This is a genomic window from Amycolatopsis sp. NPDC026612, assembly GCF_040638285.1.
Taxonomy (GTDB): Bacteria; Actinomycetota; Actinomycetes; order Mycobacteriales; family Pseudonocardiaceae; genus Amycolatopsis.
In genome coordinates, this window is sequence record NZ_JBEZYB010000013.1 from 117114 (window position 1) to 131948 (window position 14835).

Genomic DNA, 14835 nt, shown 5'->3' on the forward strand with positions numbered 1-14835 from the left:
ATCACGGTGCACCCTGCCCGCCGCCTCACCGTCGCCGACGTCGTCCGCGAGCACCGCAGATCGTTCGCGGACGCGGTCGCTTTCGTGGACGGCGACGTCCGCCTCACCTGGACCGAGTTCGACGAACGCACCAACCGGCTGGCCGGCGCCTTGGCCGCGGAGGGCGTCGGCGCCGGTGACCGGGTGCTGTGGCTCGGCCAGAACTCCGTGCGGATCTGGGAGCTGCTCGGCGCCGCGGCCAAGCTCGGCGCGATGGTCTGCCCCGGCTACTGGCGGTGGGCCGCGCCGGAGATGGCGTTCGCGGTGCGGGACTTCGACCCGAAGGTCGTGGTCTGGCAGCACGAGGAGATCGGCGAGACGGTGGCCAAGGCGCGGGCGGAGCTGGGTGATCCGGCCGGCGTGCGCTGGCTGCGTCACGACAGCCCGGCCGGCGAGGACGGTTACGAGTCCTTCCTCGCCGCGGGCGCGCCGGAGGATCCCGCGCTCGACGTGGACCCCGACACGGCGTTGCTGGTCATCTACACCGCGGCGATGTCCGGCACGCAGTGCGGGTCGATGCTGTCGCACCGCAACCTCCTGGCGATGGGCGCCTCCGGGGCGTGGCTGGGCGACATCGACCACACCACGGCGTTCCTGAGCGCCGGCCCGATGTTCCACATCGGCAACTACCAGTTCTGGGGCGTGCCGGCGTTCCTCCAGGGCGGGAAGAACGTGATCGTCCGGCGGGTGGTCGCCGAGGAGGTGCTGCCGCTGCTGGCCGGCGAACGGTGCACCCACGGGTACCTGATGCCGCCGACGATCGTGGAGCTGGTGCAGCTCAACGCCACGGCCGGGCACGACCTGTCCGCCTTCCGGGCCAGCGTGGCACCCCAGCTGTGGCAGGGTTCGGTGACGGTCGACACGAGCCGGTTCACCGCCAACGGCGGCGGCGAGGGCCGCGGCTACGGCCAGACCGAGGTCACCGGGTTCGCGGTCACCGGCGGGTTCGGCGGCTCCGGCCTGGGCAACGCCGGCCGCCCGGGCCCGTTCGTCACCGTGCGGATCGTGGCCGGGGACGGCACCGAATGCGCGCCCGGTGTGGCCGGGGAGATCTGCGTCCGCGGCGACCTGGTGCACCTGGGCTACTGGAACCGTCCCGAGGTCAACGAGCACCGCTTCCGCGACGGCTGGTGGCACACGACCGACCTGGGCCGCCGGGAACCCGACGGCACGATCAGCTTCCTCGGCACCACCACGCGCATGCTCAAATCGGCCGCCGAGAACATCTTCCCGGCCGAGGTCGAGAACTGCATCGAGGGTCATCCGGCGGTCAAGGAGGCGGCCGTGATCGGGGTGCCGAACGAGCGCTGGGCGCAGGACGTCAAGGCCGTCGTGGTGCTGCGCGAGCCCGATCAGGCGACCGCAGGCGACATCATCGCGCACTGCCGGGAGCGCATCGCGTCGTACAAGAAGCCCAAGACGGTCGAGTTCGTGGACGCGCTGCCGCGGACCGCCGCGTTCGCCAAGGACTACGCCGCGCTCGACGTCCGGTTCGGTGGCGGTGGCTACCCCGGCGGCGAGACGCTCGGAGCCGGCCGGTGAAGACGCCCCGGCAGCCGGTCGTCGTCGGCGTCCACGCCACCGAGCAGGCGCTGTCGCTGCCCCACCGGGACGCGATGGACCTGGCTCTCGAAGCGGTCACCGGCGCGATCGCCGACGCCGGCCTCAGTCCGTCCGATGTCGACGGTGCGCAGGTCGACTGGCCGGGGCCGGGTGGCGTGCCGGGCGAAGGCAGCTCGTGGGCGCGGCTGCTCGGCGACCTGCGCTGGACCAGCGACGCCATGCTGGACAACGCGGGTTCCCGTGGGCTGCTCAAGGCCGCCGCCGCGGTGTCGGCCGGGCTGGCCGACACGGTCGTCGTCGGCGGCTGCCGGCTGGTCTCCCGAGGTGGCGGACCGGTCGGCGCGGGCGTCCCCGTCGAGTTCGCCGACGTCTGGGGCAGCTACGTCGTGGCCCAGTTCGCGCTGGTCGCGGTCCGGCACATGCACCAGTTCGGGACGACGTCCCGGCAGCTCGCCGAGGTCGCGGCCACGATCAGGAACAACGGCTCGACGAACCCCGAGGCGATGATGTACGGGCGGGGTCCCTACACCGTCGACGACGTCCTGGCCTCCCGGCTGGTCGCGACGCCGTTCCACCTCCTCGACTGCTGCATCGTCGGCGAGGGCGGTGGCGCGTTCGTGGTGACCACCGCCGAGCGTGCGCGTGATCTGCCGCGGCCGCCCGTGGCGGTCCTGGGCGGCGGGATGGAGTACCACCAGGCCGCGTACGCGAATCCGGCGCTGTACCGCGAAGTCGGCATGATCGGCCGCGACGCCGCGGCCCGCGCGTTCGGCACCGCCGGGGTCGGACCCGACGAGGTGGACGTCTTCTCCCTGTACGACCCGAATTCCTTCGAGGTCATCCGCCAGCTGGAGGCGCTGGGCGTGTGCGCGGAGGGCGAGGGCGGCCCGCTGGTGGAAACGGGCGCGATCGCCGTGGACGGCAAGTACCCGGTGAACCCGGACGGCGGCTGCCTGTCCTACGCCTGGAACGGGACGCAGCAGATGACGCTCAAGGTCGTGGAGGCCGTGCGGCAGCTGCGCGGGAGTGCCGTGCACCAGGTCACCGGCGCCGAGGTCGCCGTCGTGGGCAACGCCGGCTCCGGAGCCCAGCACTACGAGATGTCCGTGTTGGGGAGGATCCGATGAGCCGTCCGGTGCCCCAGCCGACATCACTGAGCCGTCCCTTCTGGGACGCGGCCGCCGAACGCAGGCTCGTCCTCCCGCACTGCGCGGCCTGCGGACTGACCTTCTTCGCCCCCGAACCCGCGTGCCCCGGGTGCCGTTCCCGGCACTGGGCCTACGTGCCGAGCACGGGCACCGGCAAGGTCTACGCGGTCACGGTCGTCCACCGCGCACCAGGGCCCGGCTTCGAGGTGCCGTTCGCGCTCGCGATCGTCGACCTCGACGACGGTGTGTCGATGCTGTCCCACGTGGTCGGCTGCCCGGTGGACGACGTCGTCATCGGCCTGCGGGTGCGGGTCGACTTCCGGCTGCTGACCGCCGGGATCACCTTGCCGTACTTCGTGCCCGCGTAAGGAGCGCCATGCAGGTCTTAGCCGGTCTCGAGGGGATCTTCGCCGCGAAGGGCAGCGTTCTCGGCAGCAGCGAGTGGGTCACCGTCGACCAGGACCGGATCGACGCGTTCGCCGGGGCGACCGGTGATCACCAGTGGATCCACGTCGACGCCGAGCGCGCCGCGGCCGGCCCGTTCGGCACGACGATCGCGCACGGCTACCTGACCCTGTCGCTGCTGCCGGTGTTCATGGTGGCCGTCTACCGCGTCGAGGGGGCGCGGATGGCGGTCAACTACGGCCTGGACAAGGTCCGCTTCATCACGCCGGTGCGGGCCGGCTCGCGGTTGCGGGGCACCACCGAGCTGCTCGACGCGCAGCCCCTGGACGCGACGTCGGCTCAGCTGCTCTTTCGCGTGACCGTGGAGATCGAGGGCGCCGACCGGCCGGCCTGCGTGGCCGAGACGGTCAGCCGTCAGTACTTCTAGGAAGGCGGTCGGCGTGCCGGGTCACGTGCGGATCCCCAAGATGGCCGAGCTGGTCGCGCTCGAGCTGCGGCGCCGGATCGTCCGCGGCGAGCTGGCCGAAGGTGACGCGCTGCCGGCCGAGGCCGAGCTGATGGCCGAGTTCGCGGTGTCGCGGCCGACGCTGCGGGAGGCGTTCCGGGTGCTGGAGTCGGAGTCGCTGATCAGCATCCGCCGCGGCGCCCGCGGCGGGGCGCGCGTGCACGTCCCGGACGGCTCCGTCGCCGCGCGCTACGCCGGGCTCATCCTCGAACACCGGTCGGCGACCCTGCAGGACGTGTACGCCGCCCGGTCCGTGATCGAAGCGCCGTGCGCCGGGCTGCTGGCCGGTCGCCGCACCGCCGGTGACCTCGACCGGCTGCGCACCGCGCTCGCCGAGGCGGAGGCGCTGATCGAGGACCCGCCGGCGTTCATCCGGGCGCACATGCGCTTTCACGCCCTGGTGGTGGAACTGTCGGCGAACCAGACGCTGATCGTGCTCAACGGCATGGTGCGCCAGATCATCGACCGGGCGAACTGGTCGCACGTCGACCTCGATGCCGGTTCCGAGGAGAACATCCGGGCCAACCTCAGCGGCCTCCGCGCGCACGTCCGGCTGGTCGAGCTGGTCGCCGCCGGGGACGCGGGCGAGGCCACCCGGGTGTGGCGGGCGCACCTGGAACGGGCCCACGAGTACCTGCTCGGCAGCAGGTCGACGACGACGGTTCTCGACCTGCTGGGAAAATACAGTACAATAAGATAGATGATTTCTGGGTTCGCCTACGATTGGGGCCTGTCGTGGACTTCGAGCTGACCGACGAGCAGCGGATGCTGCGCGAGACCGCGCGCCAGTTCGTCGCCAAGGTCTGTCCCGCGGAGCAGGCCAAGAAGTGGGACGAGGAGTCCGCCGTGCCCCCGGAGCTGTTCTCCGGCATGGCCGAGCTGGGCTGGTTCTCCCTGCCCTTCCCGGCCGACGAGGGCGGGGACGGCGGCGGGCCGGTGGAACTGATCGTGCTCGCGGAGGAACTCGGCCGCGCCAGCTTTGACGTGGCCATGTGCTACATCGGCGTGCTCATCCCGGGGATCACCGTGTTCCGCTGGGGAACCGAACCGCAACGGGACTTCATCCGCGACCGGGTGATGACCGGGCGGCACCGCCTCGCGGTCGGCCTGAGCGAACCCGACAGCGGCTCCGACGCCGCCGCGCTGCGCACCACGGCCGAGGACCGCGGTGACCACTTCGTCGTCCGTGGCCAGAAGGCGTGGTGCACGGGTGCCGGGCTGCCGGACACCACGATCGCGACGTACGTGCGCACCGGGCCGCGGGAACCGAAGCACAGCGGGATCAGCCTGCTGCTGATCGATCCGGCGAGCCCGGGCGTGGAAGTCCGCCGGACCCCCACCCTGGCCCGGCACATCCTGGGGACCAACGAGGTCTTCTTCGGCGACGTCGTGGTGCCCAAGGAAAACCTGGTCGGACCGGCCGGCGAAGGCTGGAAGGTGATGCTGTCCAACATCGAGCTGGAGAAGGTCATCATCACCGGCGGCTACCTCGGCGCGGCCCAGGCCACGTTGGACGAGATGCTCGAGTTCGCGCGCACCCGGCAGGCGTTCGGCCGCCCGGTGGGCACCTTCCAGGCCATCGCGCACGCCATCGCCGACCTGCAGACCGAGATCGACTCGGCCCGGCTGCTCGCGTACCGCGCGGCCTGGCTGCTGGCGCAGGGCAAGCCGTGCACCCGCGAGGGCTCGATGGCGAAGCTCAAGGGCTCGGAGACGTACGTCGCCGCCGCCCGGCTGGGCATGCAGGTCTGCGCGGGACACGGCTTCTCCACCGAGAGCGTCATGAGCTTCCGCTACCGGGAGTCCATCGTGGCCACGATCTCCGGCGGCACCAGCCAGATCCAGCGCAACGGCATCGCGCGCAGCATGGGCCTGCGCACCTACTGATCCCTGGCTGAGCAGCGATCCGGACGGCCTGGTGGCCGGCGCGCTCGCGGCCGCCCGGCGGACGCCGCACGACGGCTGCTACCCGCTGCAGCGGCTCGTCCGCTGGGTCAGCGACGAGAGATAGTGTATTTATCTACCTATTAATGCTAGCATCGACCGATGCAGCACGACCTCGAAGCGGGTGCCACGCGTGACTTCCTCGACGAGGTCCGCCGGTTCCTCGACGCGCACGCCGATCGCCGGCCCGAGCCCGCCGCTTTCCGCTGGGGTGACGGCGACGACCGGGTGGCCTACTTCAGCGCCGACCCACCGGACGTCGAACGGGCCGCGGTGGACCGGGCGCGGGCCTGGCAGCGGACCCGGTACGAAAACGGGTTCGGCTGGATCACCGGGCCGGCCGAGTACGGCGGGCGCGGCCTGACCGCCGTCCACGACATGCTCTACGACGCGGTCGAGGCGGAGTACGACGTGCCGGACACCGGCACGCTGAGCGTCGTCGGGCTGGGGATGGTCGGCCCGACCATCCTCGCCCACGGACAGCAGCACCTCAAGGACCGGTGGCTGCCCGCGATGTACCGCGGCGACGCCATCGCCTGCCAGCTGTTCAGCGAGCCCGGCGCCGGGTCCGATCTCGCGGGCGTGCGCACCAGCGCCGTGCGGGACGGCCCGGACTGGGTCCTCAACGGACAGAAGGTGTGGACCTCGGTCGCGCACCTCAGCCGGATCGGCCTCGCCCTGACCCGGACCGACCCCGACGCGCCGAAGCACCGCGGCATCACCGCTTTTCTCGTGCCGATGGACGCCCCCGGCGTCGAGGTCCGGCCGCTGCGCCAGATGACCGGCGGCGCCGACTTCAACGAGGTCTTCCTGACCGACGTCCGGGTGCCCGACGACCACCGGCTCGGCGAGGTCGACGGCGGGTGGACGGTCGCGCTGACCACCCTGATGAACGAGCGGGCCACGGTCGGCAACGAAGGCGTCGGCGCGGTGAGCGCGGCCCTCGCGCCGGACCGGCTGGCCGCGCTGATGCGGGTGACCGGCCACCAGGACGACGGCGCGCTGCGCGCCCGGCTGGCCGAACTGCTCGTCGACCTGACCGCCACCGCGCAGCTCAACGCGCGGGCGGTCCGCCGGCTGCGGGCCGGGGTCGCGCCCGGACCGGAGATGTCGGTGTCGAAGCTGATGTACGCGCAGAACCTCACCAAAGCCGCGCACTTCGTCGCGGACGTGCTGGGCCAGCGGGTCATCGCCGACACCGGCGAGTGGGGCACCTTCGCCTGGACCGAGCTGCTGCTGGCCACCCCCGCGTTGCGGATCCTCGGTGGCACCGAGGAAATCATGAAGAACATCCTGGCGGAGCGGGTCCTCGGGCTGCCGAAGGAACCGGGGATCGACACCCGGTCGCCGTTCCGCGCTCTGCGCCATTCCGTGGTGGACCAGGGAGGCCGGTCGTGACGACAGCGACTTCGCAGGACGACCTCGACGCGTTGCGCGCGACCGTGCGCGACTTCCTCGAGGCGAAGGCGGGTCACGGCGAAGCGGAGCTGTGGGCCCAGCTGACCGGCGAACTGGGGCTGGCCGGTCTCGCCATTCCCGAAGAGTACGGCGGTGACGGCTTCGGACTGGTCGAGCTGGGCGTCGTCCTGGAGGAGATGGGGCGCGCGCTGGTGAGCGCGCCGTTCTTCGCGTCGGTCGTCCTGGCCGCCCACGCCCTGCTGGCCACCGGCGACGCGGTGGCCTGCGCCCGGTACCTGCCCGGCATCGCCGACGGCACGACGGTGGCGACCCTGGCGGTGACCGAGGCCGACGGCTCGTGGGATGCCCGCCGCGTCGCCACCCGCGCGGAGGAGACCGCGCCGGGACAGTGGTCCGTGACCGGGCGAAAGTGCTTCGTGATCGACGGGACCACCGCCGACCTGCTGCTCGTGGTGGCCCGCACGGAAACCGGCCTTTCGCTCTTCGCGGTGGACCGGCCTGCGCCGGGGGTGCGGACCGAAGCCCTGCGGTCGCTGGACGCCACGCGCGCACAGGCGCAGGTCACCTTCGACGCCGCGCCGGCGACGCGGGTCGGCGGGGACAGTGCGGGGGAGTGCGTCTTCGGGCCCGTGCTCGACATCGCCGCCGTCTGCCTCGCCGCCGAACAGGCGGGCGGAGCGCGCCGGGTGCTGGAGACCGCCGCCGAGTACGCCAGGACCCGCCACCAGTTCGGCAGGCCCATCGGCTCGTTCCAGGCGGTCAAGCACAAGTGCGCGGACATGCTGGTGCACGTCGAGCTGGCCGAGGCGACGGCGCGCGAAGCCGCCCGGCTGCACGACGAGGACCCCGCCGGGCTGCCGGCGGCCGCGGCGGCGGCGCACGCCTGCTGTTCCCGTGCCTACCTGTTCGCCGCCATGGAGAACATCCAGGTGCACGGCGGGATCGGCTTCACCTGGGAGCATTCGGCCCACCGGCACTTCCGCCGCGCCAAGTCCGCTCAGCTGCTCTTCGGCGGCCCCGCGGTCTACCACGAGCGGCTGCTCGCGGCGCTCGGCGTCTGAGCCCGCCTGTGCCCGGCTACGAAACCCTGCGGACCGCGCTCGACGCCGGTGTCCTCACGGTCACCCTCGACCGGCCCGGCCGGCTCAACGCGATCACCCCCGCTCTCGTGCGGGAACTGCTCGCCGTCCTGGACGCCGCCGACGCCGACGACGAGGTGCGGGCGATCATCGTCACCGGAGCCGGGCGGGCCTTCTGCGCGGGCGCCGACCTCGGCGCCGGAGGGGGAGCGTTCGACCACCGCGAGGCGGCCGCGGAGCACCGCGACCTCGGGGGCCTGGTCGCCCTGCGGCTCTACGCGAGTGCCAAGCCGGTGATCGCGGCCGTCAACGGCCCGGCAGTCGGTGCGGGCGCGGGGCTTACCCTGCCGATGGACATCCGGCTCGCGTCCACCACCGCCCGGTTCGGGTTCGTGTACGCCCGCCGCGGCATCGTGCCGGAGTCGGCGGCCGCCTGGTTCCTGCCCCGGGCCGTCGGCATGCAACGCGCCATGGAATGGGTCGCCACCGGCCGGGTGTTCGACGCGGCCGAGGCGCTCGCGGGCGGCCTGGTCCGGTCCGTGCACGAACCGGACGACCTGCTGCCCGCCGCCATCGCCATCGCGCGCGAGATCGCCGAGAACACCGCGCCGGTCTCGGTCGCGCTGTCCCGCCGGCTGATGTGGCGCATGCTCGGCGAAGCCCATCCGATGGCCGCGCACCGGCTCGACTCGCGGCTGATGGGCGAGCTCGGCGGCGGCCCGGACGCGGTGGAGGGCATCGAGTCGTTCCTGGCCAAGCGGCCACCGGTGTTCCCCGGGCGGGTCAGCACCGGCCTGCCGCCGGGCTGGCCGTGGTGGCGCGAAGAGCCGTTCCGGCCGGCGTGAGGGGGGTCAGGACAGGATGTCGATGAGCTCCGGCACCTCGCCGCGGGTCATGTAGTTGCTGACCTGCTTGAGGTGCTTGCGCCAGAACTCCGTGGCCCCCTCGGCGTCCCGCGCCTGGATCAGGTCCAGGAGCTTCACGTGCGCCCGCTGGACCACCTTGGCCGAGGCGAACGCGGGCACGTCGTCCTGGCTGGCCGCGTAGGCGCGGTGGTGGGCGTCGATGAGGTGGAAAAGCATCCCGGCGAGCACGTCGAGCGTGTCGTTGCCCGACAGCTTCACCAGCAGCTCGTGGAAGTCCGCGTCGTGTTCGGCGTAGCCCACCGCGTTGCCGATGAGCTGCTCGCCCTTTTCGACGAGTTCGGTCAGCGTTTGCAGGTCCGCGGCGGTGCGCTTGGCCGCGAGGGTGCGCACGGCGGCGGTTTCCAGGAGGCTGCGGGCTTCGTAGACGTCGGCGATGGACGCCTTGCGGTACTGCAGGAGCAGGCCGGCGTAGCGGGCGGCCACCCGGGAGTCGGGCACCAGCACGCGGGCTCCGCCGCGCGCGCCGCGCCGGATGTTGATCAGCTGCTCCGATTCCAGGATGCGGAACGCCTCGCGCAGCGTCGGCCGGGAGACGCCGTACCGCTCCATCAAGGCCGTTTCGGAGGGCAGCACGTCGTCCTTCGCGAGCTCACCGAGGACGATCTGGCGCCGCAGGTCGGCGGCGATCATCTCGCCTGCCTTCGGGACGCGTACGATGCTCGTTCTGGACGCGGCGGTCATCCTGTTCCCCCTTGAGTTCATTGAGTGCACTCATAGTACCGGATGGTCGATTCGTTGACAGCCTGAAGTGTCGTCTCTATCGTCTATTCAGATAGATAATTATTCTGATGCGGCGAGAGGTGGCGGTGATGGCACCGGGCGCGCAGCCGCGGCACTGGCTGATCACGGGCGTGTCGGGCGGACTGGGCCGCGCCCTCGCCGAGCAGGTCCTCGAGCGCGGGGGCGTCGTCGTCGGAACGCTGCGCGACCAGCGTCAATCGAGCACCTTCGAAGCGCTCGCCCCGGGCCGGGCGTTCGCCGTGGAACTCGACACCACCGACGGGCCGGACGTGCTCGCGGACCGGGCCGCGCAGGCCGTGCGGCTGGCCGGGCACATCGACGTCCTGGTCAACAACGCCGGCTACGGGCTGGTCGGCGCCGTCGAGGAGGTCGGCGAAGACGAACTGCGGCACCAGATGGACACCAACTCCTTCGGCCCGCTGCGCCTGATCCGGGCGCTGCTGCCCCACCTGCGGGCCCGAGGCCGCGGCCACCTGGTCAACATCAGTTCGATCGCCGGATTCCGGGGCCAGGCCGGCCTCGGGCTGTACAACGCGTCGAAGTTCGCCCTGGAAGGCTTGTCGGAGGCGCTGAAGGCCGAGCTGAAACCGCTCGGCATCGCCGTCACCGTCGTCGAACCCGGCGGATTCCGCCTCGCCGGCACGATGCGGCGGTTCGACGGCCTGCAGCCGGGAGACCCGGCCCGGGGAGCCGCCGCGATCATCACCGCCGTCGAGGCGGCCGACCCGCCGCTGCGGCTGCCGCTGGGCGCCGACGCGCACCGGGCCGTCCGCGGCAAGCTCACCGAGATCGCCCGCGAACTCGACGCCTGGGAGCACGTGAGCGTCTCCACGGCGTTCGAGAGCCCCGTGGCGGGGTGAGCCCGATGAGCCGCCCGTTCGAAGTGCCCGCGGCCGGCCGGACGCTGAAGCTGGGCGGCCGGCCATGGCTGATGGGCGTGGTGAACGCCTCGCCCGAGTCGTTTTCCGACGGGGCACTGGTCGGCACCACCGACGCCCAGCTCGCCCACGCCGCGCAGCTGCTCGACGAAGGCGCGGACATCATCGACGTCGGCGGCGAGTCGGCGATCACCAACCGGGAGCCGTTGCCGATCGCGGCGGAGATCGACCGGGTCGTGCCGGTGATCGACCGCATCACCCGCGAGCTCGGGGCGCTGGTCTCGGTGGACACGTACAAGCCGGAGGTCGCGGAAGCCGCTGTCGCGGCCGGGGCCGTCCTGGTCAACGACGTCAGCGGCCTGCGTGATCCGAGACTGGCGGACGTGTGCGCGAGGACGGGCGCCGCCCTCGTCCTGATGCACACCCGCGCCGCGCCGAAACACCGGCTGCAGGATCCGGCGCTGTATCCGGACGTCACCCGGGACGTCGTCACGTTCCTCGCGGACCGGATGAGACTCGCCGTGGACCGCGGAGTGCCCGAGGAAGCGCTGATCCTGGACCCGGGCCCGGACTTCTCGAAGACCCCGGGGCAGACCATCGAGGTCCTGCGGCACCTGAGCGACCTGCACCAGCTGGGGCGTCCGCTGCTGATGGCGGTGTCCCGCAAGGATTTCATCGGCGCACTGACCGACCGGCGGCCGAACCGGCGGCTGGCGGGCACCCTGGCCGCCATCGGCTACTGCGCGGACGCCGGGGGGCACCTGCTGCGGGTGCACGACGTCGGCGCGGTGCGCGAGTACCTGACGGTACGGGCCGCGCTCCTCGGCGAACTCGCCGTGGACCCGTCGTTGGCCCTCGACGAGTCGCTTCGCCACGAACGCCGGAAACCGGACCAGCCGGGCTGACGGCCGGGCTCCGGGTGAAACTTTCCCGGCCGGCGCCGGTCGGCGACGGCGGTGGCGGCCGTGTCGAACAACTCGAAAAAGCCCCCGTGTCCTGGGCAAATCCGCTGACGTGCCGGCGCGGTGGTTCCGGCCGGTGTGCAGTCGTTGTTGAAGTCACGGAGTTCTCTTGCCACTCTGAGCGGAATGTCCGCGTGGCTGGAGGCGATCATGCGACGAGGCGCGACGACGGGCCGGACGATCGGAATCATCCTGGCCGTGCTGGCCGCGCTGTCCGCGGCGGTGCTCACGGCCGGGCCCGCCCTCGCCGGGCCGCCACGGGACGTCGCGCCGGACAATCCGTACCAGCGTGGCCCCGATCCGACGGTGGCGGCGATCGAGGCGAGTACCGGCCCGTTCGCGACGGCGTCGATGAGCGTGCCGGCGGGTCACGGGTTCAACGGTGGAATGGTGTACTACCCGACCGACACCAGCCTGGGCACCTGGGGTGCGCTGGCGATCGTGCCCGGTTACTCCGCGCGGTTCGCCGACGAGGAGGCCTGGATGGGGCCGTGGCTTTCCTCGTTCGGGTTCGTGGTGCTCGGCGTGGAAACCAACAGCCGCACCGACAGCGCCGACGCCCGCGGCACCGAACTGCTGGCCGCGTTGGACTACCTGACGACGCAGAGCCCGGTGCGCGACCGGGTCGACCCGAACCGGCTGGCGGTGCTCGGCCATTCCGCGGGCGGGGCCGGAGCGTTGCTGGCGGCGGAAAACCGGCCCACGCTCAAGGCCGTGATCGGTCTCGCGCCCGGCTCACCGGTGGGCAACCTGTCGTTGGCCACGGACAAGGTGCCGACGATGGTGCTCGGTGGGCAGAACGACGCCGTGGTGACACCGTCCTACCTCAGTGGCCTCTACGCGACCTTGCCCGCCTCGACGCAGAGCGTGTTCGCCCAGCTCGCGGGCGCTGACCACGTCTACTACACCCATCCCAACAACGTCGAGATGAAGCTGCTGATCCCGTGGCTGAAAATCTTCCTGGACAACGACACCCGGTACACGTCGTTCCTGTGCCCGGCGCCGCCCGATCCCCGTTCCATCTCGGTCTACACGCCCAAGTGCCCGTACGTGCCCGGCGGCACGCCACCGGTGGGTGGGACCACCGGTGCGTTGCACGCGGTGGGCGCGGCCAAGTGCCTTGCCGCGCCCTCGACCGGCGCCCCGGGCACGCAGCTGACCATCGGCGCGTGTGACGGGCTGGCCGGGCAGACCTGGACGCGGACCGCCGCCGGTCAGCTGACGGTCACGCCGGCCGGCACGCCGCTGTGCCTGGACGCCTCCGGCCAGGGCACCAGTCCCGGCACCAAGGTGATCGTGTGGTCGTGCAACGGCCAGGCCAATCAGCAGTGGAACCTCAACCCGAACGGCACCGTGACCGCTACGCGGTCCGGGTTGTGCCTGGACGTGACCGGTGGTTCCACCGCCGAGGGCGCTCCGGTCGAACTGTGGTCCTGCAACGGCGGCAGCAACCAACGGTGGAACCTCGGCTGACCCGGCCGGCCTCCGCGGCCCCTACTTCAAGCGGTAGGCACGGATGATGGTCTGGTCGACCGTGTTCCCGTTCCGGTCGGCCGCGGTTGCCTTGAAGGAGACGAAACCGCCGACGGCCGGATGCCACAGCCGGGCGAGCCAATGGTCGCCGGCGGGCAGGAGCGGGGCCGGCCGCCACGTCGTCCCGTCGTCGTAGGACACCTGCACCACCGGCTCCGTCACCGCGGCCTGCCCGCCGGTGTGCTGGAGGTACACCGGTACCAGGAACCCGGCGCCGCCCGAGGCCTGGTTCCGGTCGTCCAGTGCGGGCGCGAACCGCACGGCCGTCAGCGGCAGCGGTCCGGCGCCGGGGCCCGCGACGTGCCCGGACCGGAAGGTCCAGTCGGCGCTGACCGTGGTGGACAGATCCATCGGACCGTTCCGGGTGGACTCGGTGTGCAGCCGGTACGCGGCTTCCTCCGGCGGCAGCGTGAATTCGCTGCGCCCGGACCACGGATACCCGGCGATCGGCCGGCCGTCGCGGTAGAGCGCGGTGGTGCCCGATTCGGCGTTCGCCGCCTGACCGTAGTGGCCTTCGCCCCGGTCGCTCAGCAACCACAGGTCGAAGGCCGCCGTGTCGCCCAGCCGGCTCGCCCATTTCGCGGGTTCACCCGGGTACCGCGGGAACGACGGCCCGAAGACGCCCGAGTTCCACCGTTCGACGACCGGCTGTCCCCGCCGGTACGTCTTCGGCACACTCCGGGTGGAGCTCTCGTATTCTTCGCCCGTGGACTGGTCGAAGGAGCTCTCCCACGGCGTGTCCGGGCTGTAGTACTCCTGGAGCGTGAAGGGAAGGGCGGCCGTCACCATCGAGTCGCGGGTGCCCGTTTGACCGGTGCCGGTGCTCGAGTGTTCCGACCGCACGGACGCGAGCTCACGATCGGCGAAGTGCCGCACCAGCCCGGTGGGCACCTTGCCCTGCTCGGACCACCGGAGGTGGTAGAGGTACGGGCTGTTGCCGAAGCCGCCTTGCCCGTCGGGACGGGCGAGGAGCGATTCCGCGGTTGTAGGTGAACCCGTTCGCCGTCGTCGTCGTAGGACGCACCCACGTCCGGCCGTACGCACCGGAGGTCCGCGCCCACGTCGTGCCGGTCGAGATGGCACGCTCGAAGGTCAAGGTCGATCTCCTCGTAGCCGAGGTCCGCCAACGCGTAAAGCAGCAGCACGTCCCGTTGCTTGCGGGGCAAGTCGGCGAGGATCCCGGTGATCAGGCGTCCGTAACCGCCGGCGTGGATCCGGTCGATCGCCTGCTGCTCGGGCTCGTCGGAACTGACGTCGGTCCCGCTCGCCCTGGCCATCGTCCGGTACCGCGTCGACTCCTGCCGCCGTCGGCGCCGGACCACGTTGGTCGCGATGCCGTACAACCACGGCAGTGCCCCGGCGTGGCTGGGGTCGTAGCGGTCACGTTGCCGGAAGGCCAGGCAGAAGGTCTCGGAGACCAGGTCTTCCGCGACCTCCGGCCCGACCCGCGCGGCACAGTACCGATGCAGCGGGCGGGCGTGCCGGTCGAACAGCACGCCGAACGTCTCGGCATCGCCGGCGATCAGCTCGGCATCGGTGACGTCCGCGACGAGACCGGCCGGCGACGACCGATCGTTCCCCCTGGCGGACCGCAATGGTGTCATGCCCCTTTTTGCCGTCTCGATCGTTTCCGGTTCCACCCCGGCCGTGCGCGCGGTTTCACGGCCTGCCCGCGGCCGCCGAGTTCCTGGGC

Annotated in this window: 15 protein-coding genes; 12 read left to right on the plus strand and 3 right to left on the minus strand. The window is 71.9% G+C overall.

The annotated features are described in order from the left end of the window. Positions 1-6 precede the first annotated feature (6 nt). The 9 genes from AB0F15_RS15810 (at position 7) to AB0F15_RS15850 (ending at position 8947) form a co-directional block, all read left to right on the plus strand. Positions 7-1581, plus strand: coding sequence for an AMP-binding protein (locus tag AB0F15_RS15810; RefSeq protein ID WP_360270448.1), 1575 nt, complete (start codon positions 7-9; stop codon positions 1579-1581). Next, complete coding sequence (locus AB0F15_RS15815) at positions 1578-2729, plus strand: thiolase family protein (protein ID WP_360270450.1); 1152 nt, start codon at positions 1578-1580, stop codon at positions 2727-2729. Before AB0F15_RS15810 ends, AB0F15_RS15815 begins: the two co-directional genes overlap by 4 nt. Beyond that, positions 2726-3118 (plus strand): OB-fold domain-containing protein, encoded by a 393-nt coding sequence (locus AB0F15_RS15820; RefSeq protein WP_360270452.1) that lies wholly within the window; start codon positions 2726-2728, stop codon positions 3116-3118. The genes AB0F15_RS15815 and AB0F15_RS15820 overlap by 4 nt, the downstream gene beginning before the upstream one ends. Positions 3119-3126: 8 nt before the next feature. Continuing rightward, positions 3127-3582, plus strand: coding sequence for a MaoC family dehydratase (locus tag AB0F15_RS15825; protein ID WP_360270454.1), 456 nt, complete (start codon positions 3127-3129; stop codon positions 3580-3582). 13 nt (positions 3583-3595) lie between these two features. Continuing rightward, the gene (locus AB0F15_RS15830) at positions 3596-4360 is read left to right on the plus strand and encodes an FCD domain-containing protein (protein WP_360270455.1); all 765 of its coding nucleotides are present in this window, start codon (positions 3596-3598) and stop codon (positions 4358-4360) included. A gap of 35 nt (positions 4361-4395) precedes the next feature. Further along, entirely contained in the window at positions 4396-5547 is a 1152-nt protein-coding gene (locus tag AB0F15_RS15835; RefSeq protein WP_360270456.1) for an acyl-CoA dehydrogenase family protein, read from the plus strand. A 159-nt stretch (positions 5548-5706) separates the two neighbouring features. Further along, positions 5707-7002: an acyl-CoA dehydrogenase family protein gene (locus AB0F15_RS15840; protein WP_360270457.1), complete on the plus strand. Its 1296-nt coding sequence runs from the start codon at positions 5707-5709 to the stop codon at positions 7000-7002. After that, entirely contained in the window at positions 6999-8084 is a 1086-nt protein-coding gene (locus tag AB0F15_RS15845; protein ID WP_360270459.1) for an acyl-CoA dehydrogenase family protein, read from the plus strand. The genes AB0F15_RS15840 and AB0F15_RS15845 overlap by 4 nt, the downstream gene beginning before the upstream one ends. 8 nt (positions 8085-8092) lie before the next feature. Then, positions 8093-8947, plus strand: coding sequence for an enoyl-CoA hydratase-related protein (locus tag AB0F15_RS15850; protein WP_360270461.1), 855 nt, complete (start codon positions 8093-8095; stop codon positions 8945-8947). Positions 8948-8953: 6 nt separating this feature from the next. On the opposite strand, the gene AB0F15_RS15855 is transcribed toward AB0F15_RS15850, so the two are convergent. Beyond that, the gene (locus tag AB0F15_RS15855) at positions 8954-9709 is read right to left on the minus strand and encodes an FCD domain-containing protein (protein WP_360270463.1); all 756 of its coding nucleotides are present in this window, start codon (positions 9707-9709) and stop codon (positions 8954-8956) included. Between the two features lie 107 nt (positions 9710-9816). Here AB0F15_RS15855 and AB0F15_RS15860 point away from each other — a divergent pair, with 107 nt between their 5' ends. The 3 genes from AB0F15_RS15860 to AB0F15_RS15870 all read left to right on the plus strand — a co-directional run bounded on the left by AB0F15_RS15860 (position 9817) and on the right by AB0F15_RS15870 (position 13082). After that, positions 9817-10629 (plus strand): SDR family NAD(P)-dependent oxidoreductase, encoded by an 813-nt coding sequence (locus tag AB0F15_RS15860; RefSeq protein ID WP_360270464.1) that lies wholly within the window; start codon positions 9817-9819, stop codon positions 10627-10629. 5 nt (positions 10630-10634) lie between these two features. Next, entirely contained in the window at positions 10635-11552 is a 918-nt protein-coding gene (gene folP, locus AB0F15_RS15865) for a dihydropteroate synthase (protein ID WP_360270466.1), read from the plus strand. A 183-nt stretch (positions 11553-11735) separates the two neighbouring features. Next, positions 11736-13082, plus strand: coding sequence for a ricin-type beta-trefoil lectin domain protein (locus AB0F15_RS15870; RefSeq protein WP_360270467.1), 1347 nt, complete (start codon positions 11736-11738; stop codon positions 13080-13082). Between the two features lie 21 nt (positions 13083-13103). Here AB0F15_RS15870 and AB0F15_RS15875 read toward each other — a convergent pair whose 3' ends face one another. Further along, positions 13104-14033, minus strand: coding sequence for a hypothetical protein (locus AB0F15_RS15875; protein WP_360270469.1), 930 nt, complete (start codon positions 14031-14033; stop codon positions 13104-13106). Continuing rightward, positions 13925-14746, minus strand: a complete 822-nt coding sequence (locus tag AB0F15_RS15880; protein ID WP_360270471.1) for a sigma-70 family RNA polymerase sigma factor — start codon at positions 14744-14746, stop codon at positions 13925-13927. The genes AB0F15_RS15875 and AB0F15_RS15880 overlap by 109 nt, the downstream gene beginning before the upstream one ends. Between the last annotated feature and the right edge of the window lie 89 nt (positions 14747-14835).

Excerpts from the sequence above, each read along its gene's own strand:
- AB0F15_RS15820 (WP_360270452.1), top strand. The coding sequence starts at position 2,726 with ATGAGCCGTCCGGTGCCCCAGCCGACATCACTGAGCCGTCCCTTCTGG.
- AB0F15_RS15825 (WP_360270454.1), top strand. The coding sequence starts at position 3,127 with ATGCAGGTCTTAGCCGGTCTCGAGGGGATCTTCGCCGCGAAGGGCAGC.
- AB0F15_RS15840 (WP_360270457.1), top strand. The coding sequence starts at position 5,707 with ATGCAGCACGACCTCGAAGCGGGTGCCACGCGTGACTTCCTCGACGAG.
- AB0F15_RS15855 (WP_360270463.1), bottom strand. The coding sequence starts at position 9,709 with ATGACCGCCGCGTCCAGAACGAGCATCGTACGCGTCCCGAAGGCAGGC.
- AB0F15_RS15860 (WP_360270464.1), top strand. The coding sequence starts at position 9,817 with ATGCGGCGAGAGGTGGCGGTGATGGCACCGGGCGCGCAGCCGCGGCAC.
- folP (WP_360270466.1), top strand. The coding sequence starts at position 10,635 with ATGAGCCGCCCGTTCGAAGTGCCCGCGGCCGGCCGGACGCTGAAGCTG.
- AB0F15_RS15870 (WP_360270467.1), top strand. The coding sequence starts at position 11,736 with ATGTCCGCGTGGCTGGAGGCGATCATGCGACGAGGCGCGACGACGGGC.
- AB0F15_RS15880 (WP_360270471.1), bottom strand. The coding sequence starts at position 14,746 with ATGACACCATTGCGGTCCGCCAGGGGGAACGATCGGTCGTCGCCGGCC.